At 69.1% G+C, this 7,441-nt stretch carries 6 protein-coding genes; 4 read left to right on the plus strand and 2 right to left on the minus strand.

Features of this window, described 5'->3' with window-relative positions:
- Nucleotides 1-94 precede the first annotated feature (94 nt).
- On the minus strand, nt 95-1,222 hold the full coding sequence (locus ACOADB_RS10990; protein WP_378598144.1) for an AAA family ATPase: 1,128 nt from the start codon (nt 1,220-1,222) through the stop codon (nt 95-97).
- Between the two features lie 517 nt (nt 1,223-1,739).
- Entirely contained in the window at nt 1,740-3,371 is a 1,632-nt protein-coding gene (locus tag ACOADB_RS10995) for a M14 family metallopeptidase (protein ID WP_378598146.1), read from the minus strand.
- A gap of 137 nt (nt 3,372-3,508) precedes the next feature.
- Here ACOADB_RS10995 and ACOADB_RS11000 point away from each other — a divergent pair, with 137 nt between their 5' ends.
- The 4 genes from ACOADB_RS11000 to ACOADB_RS11015 all read left to right on the plus strand — a co-directional run.
- Nucleotides 3,509-4,390, plus strand: coding sequence for a DUF1295 domain-containing protein (locus ACOADB_RS11000; protein ID WP_378598148.1), 882 nt, complete (start codon nt 3,509-3,511; stop codon nt 4,388-4,390).
- A complete protein-coding gene (locus tag ACOADB_RS11005) occupies nt 4,387-5,505 on the plus strand; it encodes an FAD-dependent oxidoreductase (protein ID WP_378598150.1) in 1,119 nt (372 codons plus the stop codon). The genes ACOADB_RS11000 and ACOADB_RS11005 overlap by 4 nt, the downstream gene beginning before the upstream one ends.
- A 92-nt stretch (nt 5,506-5,597) precedes the next feature.
- Nucleotides 5,598-6,827 (plus strand): endonuclease/exonuclease/phosphatase family protein, encoded by a 1,230-nt coding sequence (locus ACOADB_RS11010; RefSeq protein ID WP_378598152.1) that lies wholly within the window; start codon nt 5,598-5,600, stop codon nt 6,825-6,827.
- A gap of 47 nt (nt 6,828-6,874) precedes the next feature.
- The coding region (locus tag ACOADB_RS11015) for a DUF4126 domain-containing protein (protein ID WP_378598154.1) at nt 6,875-7,441 on the plus strand (567 nt) is incomplete at its 3' end.

The raw sequence follows: 7,441 nt of genomic DNA on the forward strand, positions 1-7,441 counted from the left end.
CTATACGGCGGCTGAGTCGGTCCGCCGCCAGAGGGCGCCGGCACTGGTGCTGTGAGCCGCTCCCCGTAGCCAAGGAGGTACCTCGGTGTTTCCGTCATGACTGTCCCCTCTCATCGCTGTGTTTGCGCAACGTGTCACGACTTACGCCAGTCAGTTGACTGACCCGACGCTGGCTGAGGCCGCCCCCCGCCATCAGGTTCGTGGCCAGTCGCACGCGATCGGTGGTCGGCAGCGTTTCGATTCGTCGCCGCTGCGCATCCAGGAGTTCGTCGTCCAGCGTGCGTCCCCGGAGCACGGCCTTACGTCGAGCCATCTGTACATCGCTCTCCAACGTGCTCAACGACGCACCTGCCGAAGCCTCTACCACCAGCTCGGCAACCCCGGGGTCAAGCGATTCGCCAGCGAGCAACTGGCCAAGCGCCGACCTCCGAGCCCCGAGGGTCGGATAGCTGAAGTTCAGCGTGGCCTCGAAACGTCGCCATACGGCCGGATCCAGTAGCTCTGCGTGGTTGGTCGCTGCCAGCAGTAGCGATCCGTCTGGCCATCGATCGATCTCTTGGAGGAGCACTGTGACAAGTCGCTTGAGCTCGCCGATCTCGGTGGAGTCATCCCGACGCTTGGCCACGGCGTCTAGCTCGTCCAGCAGGAAGACGCACGGAGTAGTCCGCGCATGCTCGAAGACTCGATGAATGTTTGTTCCAGTCCGCCCGAGGAAGCTGCTCATCACCGAGGCCAGGTCCAGGACTAGCAGGGGCTTCTCCAGACGACGGGCCATCCAGCGGGCAGCCAAGGTCTTGCCGACTCCCGGTGGTCCGACCAGCAGGGCCGTCCTCGTGGGCGCGAGTCCCTGTGTGTAGAGCGCTTCACTCTGTTCGTGTTCGGCGGCGATCTGCTCAAGCTCCTCGCGCAAGGCCGTCTCCAAGATCGGTTCGACCTGGAGCATCACGGGGTCTTCGCGCCGCAGGAGCGGCAGCCGGGAATCCTGGTCAACCGGCTCGCTGGTGACGGCGCCAGTGGCGCTGCGGACCGGAGCCGCTCGGAGAATGCTCACCAACGCCTGCGCGGCGGGCGGGTCGACGTCTCGCAAGGATCGTGCGAGACGTCGGAGCAGTGGGGGTGCATCGGCCTTGTCGCTGGCTGCCGCGAGCGCGGCCAACTGGACGAACTGCACCCTCGAAATGGATATCTGGTCCGTTGTTGATTCGTCAGATTTCGCGCTCATGAGGACAACATAGCGCACCGGATGGACTAGTGGTCCAGCATCGAGAAAAAACTAGTCCACTCTGATCCATCTGCTGCCCGTCGACCGACCTGTGCATGGCGTTGCCGCTGTCGTGGTCGGGGGGCCGCGCATCGCCGCTGCGCCGGGGTATGGGTTGGGCCCATCGGCGAACTGTTGTCGCCATTGGGGTCCGGGCTTGGCCGGCGATTGTCCACGTGGCGCTCGTACGATGCTCTCGCGCTCCATCGAACGGACCTGTTGCGCTGGCGCTCGTTCGGAGCGGGTGGAGTCAGGAGAACAGCCGTGAGACCCGGAACGTGAAGGCCCTGTGCGATCTTCACGATGACGTCGAGAGTTGGGTTTCTGGCGCCCGTCTGCCAGGAATCGCGAGAACCGACCTCAAACGGACGCTGGAGCGGTGTCCTGGAGGCGACAGGCTGAGGTACACATCATGAGTGCCCTCATATGTACTCGTGGCTCAGGGGAGTGAGCGCGTAGCGCTGCCTGGGAGTGAGGCTCAGCAGGTGAGGTTCTCGGTCGCGGCCGCTCCACGGGCCACGACCACCTGACGCTCCTCGAGCACGGTGCCGGCCGGGTTCTCGCAGGTGAGGGTCCAGGGCTCGGTGCCACCCGCGCCGGCCACGGCCGGCCGGGTCGACGGGTTGACGTGCCAGGTCCAGGTCCCGCTCGCCGGCACCACCATCGTGGAGTCCAGGGTGTCGGTGAAGGTCGCGCCCTCCCAGGTCGAGGTCGGGAACGTCTTCGTCAGCCGGAGGGTGACGCCAGCGGGCGCCGTACCCTCGATGACCGAGTGCCTGGCCGTGTTGAGGGTGCTCTCGGCGCCGATCAGGAAGGCTTCGCGGACGCCGCCGGCGGGCACCTTCTTGGTCCCACCGGTGTAGAGGGGGACGACACTGGCGAACTGTGGATGGAACCCGTTGGTCCCGAGCTCGAAGGTGACGCCGAGCCCGCCGGTCACTGAGTACGACCAGTCCTCGGTGGTGCCGGTGGTGTCGTACAACTGCCATCCGTAGATGCTCTGGTAGCCCATCTGAGCGGCCATCTGGTCGCCCAAGGACTTCAACAAGGCCTCGTCGTGGGCCAGGCCGTCGGCGGAGTACCCCGGTGGCCGCAGCACGAGGGCGCCGTAGGTGTGGTTGGAGATCTGCGTGAGGACCTGGCGCGAGGAGATCAGCTCCTGGATGTTCCGGGTCTCCGGCTCGCTGAACGGCCCGCCACCCCGATAGGTCTCGTCGTTGAGGAAGGGCGAGGCGCCCGGTCCGCCCCACTTGGCGCCGTAGTTGCGGTTCAGGTCCACGCCGAGCGCGCGGTTGGCGCGCAGCGCGCAGGCCCCTGCGGCGGGCAGCTGCCCGTCGGTCATGCGGCAGTTCTTCCGCTTCAGCTCGTAGGCGCCGCTCCGGCTGACCTGGAAGCCGTCCGGGTTCACGACCGGAACGATCAATACCCGGATGTTGTCGAGGATGTTGTCGATCCGTGCGGTCGCGGAGTTCTGCAGGAGGTCGTACGCGAACTCGATGGCGACCTCTGCGGACGGCCACTCACGCGCGTGGTGTGCACCCAGCAGCAGGAACGTCGGCCTGCCGTCGCTGGCAGCCACGTCGTTGCTGATCTCCACGGCCTGCACGGTGCGGCCCTCGAGGCTGGTGTGGTTCAGGGCGACCAGACGGGTCTGCGTGGGGTGGGCCGCCGCGAGCGCCGCCATCTCGGTGCCGTAGTCGGCGAGTGTGCGGTACGTCGTACGACCTGAGGGGAGGGTGGAGCCGCCGGGCTTCGCGGCGGCGTACGCCTTGTCGGCTTCGACGCGCTCGCGTTCGGCTGCCGCCACGTCCTTGACGACGACCTGGCCCGAGAGGCCGGCCCGGGCCAGGGCGGACCGGTCCGCCTTGGTTGCGAGGATGACGTCGATGGAGTCGACGCCCACGGTGCCGGCGATGTCGAGCCCCAGCCGGGCGACCTGATTGCGAACGGCCTTGGTCGGTGTCGCGATCCGCACGATCTGGGTGGGCGTGTCCGCGGCGGCGGGCGACGTCGGTGCGCCTGCCGCGGAGAACCCCAGCGTCAGTGGCAGCCCGAGCACGAGTGCTGCTGCGGCACCGAGGAGGGCGAACTTCTGCTTCTGCGCGTTCATGGTCATTCCGGCCCCCAGGGGTGAGCGACTGCCGACTCGACCCTAGACCCGCAAATGGCTCGGGGCGATCCCTCGCTTTGGATACCGGGTTGCGGCGTCCCGGCCAAAACTAGAACACGTTCCGGTAGCGTCGGGGTGTGAGCAAGGCACAGTCCCTGACCCGTGTGGCGCTCGCGTACGTCGCCGCTTTCGGTGTCGCGACGGCCTGGTTGCTGTGGGGTCCGGACACCCGCTGGCTCTGGCTCGACGGACTGGTCGCGGACCTGCTGGCGACGCTCGTGGTCTTCGCGGCGAGCCGGATCCACCGCAACTCGAGCTTCTACGACGCGTACTGGAGCATCCTGCCGCCGTACCTCGCCGTCTACTGGTGGCTGGCCGCGGACGCGCCCGGCGTCAGCGACGGGCGCGGCTGGCTGGTGCTCGGTGTGATCGCCGCGTGGGCGATCCGGCTGACCGGCAACTGGATCTACGCGTTCCCCGGGCTGCACCACGAGGACTGGCGATACCCGCTGGTGCGTGAGCGGGCGGGGCGCATGGAGCTCCTCGCCGACCTGGTCGGCATCCACGTGGTCCCGACGCTGCAGGTCTTCCTCGGCCTGCTCCCTGTGTACGCCGCCGTGGCCCTGCCCGGACGTGACGTGAACTGGCTGGACGGGGTGGCCGTCGTGGTCGGCCTCGCTGCCGTGGCGCTCGCGTTCGCCGCCGACCTGCAGATGTATCGGTTCGTCCGGACCCGTCGGCCGGGCGACGTGATGGACCGCGGGCTCTGGGCGTGGTCGCGGCACCCCAACTACTTCGGTGAGATCAGCTTCTGGTTCGCGATGGGCCTGTTCGGCCTCGCGGCTTCGCCGGATGACTGGTGGTGGGTGCTGATCGGCACCGTCGCGATGGTCGCGATGTTCCAGGCGGCCAGCATCCCGATGATGGAGGGACGCAGCCTCGAGCGGCGGCCGTCGTACCAGGAGGTCATCGAGCGGGTGCCGCGCCTGGTGCCGCGACCGCCACGAAGGTCCGCGTGAGTCGGCCGAAGGTGGTCATCGCCGGGCTCGGTGACAGCGGGCTGCTGACGGCGATCCATCTGGCACGTCACGAGGAGCTCGACGTCGTCGGTGTCTCCGCGAAACCTGGTCTCGTCAGCGGGCAGGAGCTCGGGATGCGCCTGGCCGACCCGGACGCCTGGGCCCGGGACCACCGCTACCAGTTCGATCGCTTCACGCGTCTCGACCGCGTCCGGACGGTCCATGGCGAGCTCGTCGACCTCGATGTTGCGGGGCGTGCGCTCACGGTGCGCGGGCTCGACGGCCACGCGTCGTCGGAGCCGTACGACGTGCTGGTGCTCGCCACGGGGGTGGCGAACGGCTTCTGGCGGCAACCCCGGCTGCAGACCGACGACGAGGTCGACCTCGACCTCGCGCAGTCCCACGGGCAGGTCGCGGAGGCCGGCACGGTGGTGATCGTCGGCGGCGGGGCCGCGGCGGTGAGCACTGCCCTCCAGGTCGCGATCCGCTGGCCCGGCAAGCAGGTGCTGCTCTGTTTCCCCGGCGACCGCGCCCTGCCGCGCCACCACTTCCGCACCTGGGACCACGTACGACGTCGGCTGCTCGCCGCGGGCGTCGACCTCCGTCCGGGCCACCGCGCCGCACTGCCCGACGGGTTCGCCTGCGACCGGATCACGACGGGCCCGGTCGAGTGGAGCACGGGCCAGGACCCGACGCCGGCCGACGCGGTGGTGTGGGCGATCGGGCGCGTGCGTCCGAACACGGGGTGGCTGCCGTCGTACCTCCTCGACGAGGAGGGCTTCGTCCGCGTCGAGCCGACGCTGCAGGTGCCCGGTCATCCGGAGGTGTTCGCGATCGGTGACGTCGCCGCCACCGACGAGCTGCGGTCCTCGGCGCGCAACCGCGCGGACAAGCTGCTGGCCGCCAACATCCGGGCCTTTGTCGGCGACGGTGACCTCAAGACGTTCCGGGCTCCACGCCGCCGGTGGGGCTCGGTCCTCGGTGTGGAGCCGGACGGGCTCCGGGTGTACGCGCCGTCCGGCCGACCGTTCCGGTTCCCGGCGTGGACGATCCGGTCGATCCTCCAGCCGTGGATCGTGGAGCGCGGGATCTACGGCGGCATCCGTCGGCGCTGACGCCCGTTCATCGAACCTTCACCGCTGGCGGTGGTGGGCGGGGGTGGTCCGGATTACCGTCAGGGTGTCCCGCATCCCTGCTCGGAGGTCCCATGCGCCGCACGTCCCGCGTCCTCGTCCCGTTCGCCACCCTGGCCCTGCTCGCGTCGGGCCTCGGTGCCACCGTCGAGGTCGCCGGTGCGGCACCCCCACGCCTCGACGGTGTGGATCCGGTGCGGTTCGCCACCTTCAACGCGTCCCTCAACAGGAGCGTGGCCGGCGAGCTCGTCGCCGACCTCACCAGCCCGGACGACCCCCAGGCCCGCAACGTGGCCGAGACGATCCAGCGGGTCGACCCGGACGTCGTACTCATCAACGAGTTCGACCACGCGCCCGCCGCCGTCGACCTGTTCCGTGACAACTACCTCGAGGTGTCGCAGAACGGCGCCGACCCGGTGGAGTTCCCCTACGCCTACGTCGCTGCGTCGAACACGGGCATCCCCAGCGGCTTCGACCTGAACAACAACGGCCAGGTCGGCGGCGGTGACGACGCATTCGGCTTCGGGCTCTTCCCGGGCCAGTACGGCCTGGTCGTGTACTCGAAGTACCCGATCGACACGGCTGCGGTCCGCACCTTCCAGACCTTCCGCTGGGCCGACATGCCGGGCGCGCTGCTCCCGGACGACCCGGCGACGAGCGCCCCTGCCGACTGGTACTCACCGGAGGAGCTCGCGGTCTTCCGCCTCTCCTCGAAGTCGCACTGGGACGTCCCGATCAAGGTGGGGCGGGACACCGTGCACTTCCTCGTGTCGCACCCGACGCCCCCGACCTTCGACGGTGTCGAGGACCGCAACGGGAAGCGCAACCATGACGAGATCCGGTTCTGGGCCGACTACGTCTCCGGCCCGGCGCGCGGCGGCTACATCTACGACGACGAGGGCCAGTACGGCGGCCTGCGGCCCGGCTCGAGCTTCGTGATCGCGGGCGACCAGAACGCCGATCCCGAGGACGGTGACTCGGTCGACGACGCGATCCTCCAGCTGCTCGACCACCCCCTGGTCAACAGCCGGTTCGCGCCCTCGTCGGCCGGTGCTCCCGAGGCTGCGCTCCTGCAGGGCGGTGCGAACCTCACGCACACGGGCGACGCGAGGTACGACACCGCCGACTTCGCCGACGGTGCGCCGGGCAACCTGCGGGTCGACTACGTCCTGCCGTCCCGTCGGCTGAAGGTGCGGGGCGGAGGAGTGTTCTGGCCGACGGTGGCCGACCCGCTGTACCGACTGACCGGGACCTTTCCGTTCCCCACGTCCGACCACCGCATGGTCTGGGTCGACGTGCGCTGACCCTGCACGTCCCGCTGCCGGGGCGGGTTCGGTCCTAACCTGACGACGTGGAATCACTCGCCTTGGCGTTCTCGTCCGGCTGGGCCAGCGGCATCAACAGCTATCTCGTCGTGCTCGTCCTCGGGCTGGCGGACCGGTTCGGCACGGTCGAGACGATCCCCGACGTCCTCGGGCGCTGGGAGGTGCTCGTGGTCGCGGGGCTGCTCTACGGCTTCGAGTTCGTGGCCGACAAGATCCCGTACGTCGACTCCGGCTGGGACGTGATCTCGACGGCGATCCGGCCCGTGGTCGGTGGGGTGATCGGGGTCCTGATCGCCGGGGACTCGGGCTCGCTCAACGAGATCACGGGTGGCCTGGTGGGCGGGTCGACCGCGTTCGCATCGCACTCGGTGAAGACCGGGACCCGGATGGCCGTGAACACCTCCCCGGAGCCGTTCACCAACATCGGCATCAGCCTCGGCGAGGACATCACGGTGCTCGCGGTGGTCGTGTTCGCCGTGCAGCACCCCTACGTCGCGGCCTCGATCTCGCTGGTGCTGCTGCTCCTGGGCCTGGTCACGCTGTGGCTGGCCTGGCGGATCATCCGGCGCGGGTGGCGGCGATTCCAGGCGTGG

Origin of the sequence: Nocardioides sp. CPCC 206348, from assembly GCF_048654705.1 — a bacterium.
Lineage (GTDB): Bacteria > Actinomycetota > Actinomycetes > Propionibacteriales > Nocardioidaceae > Nocardioides.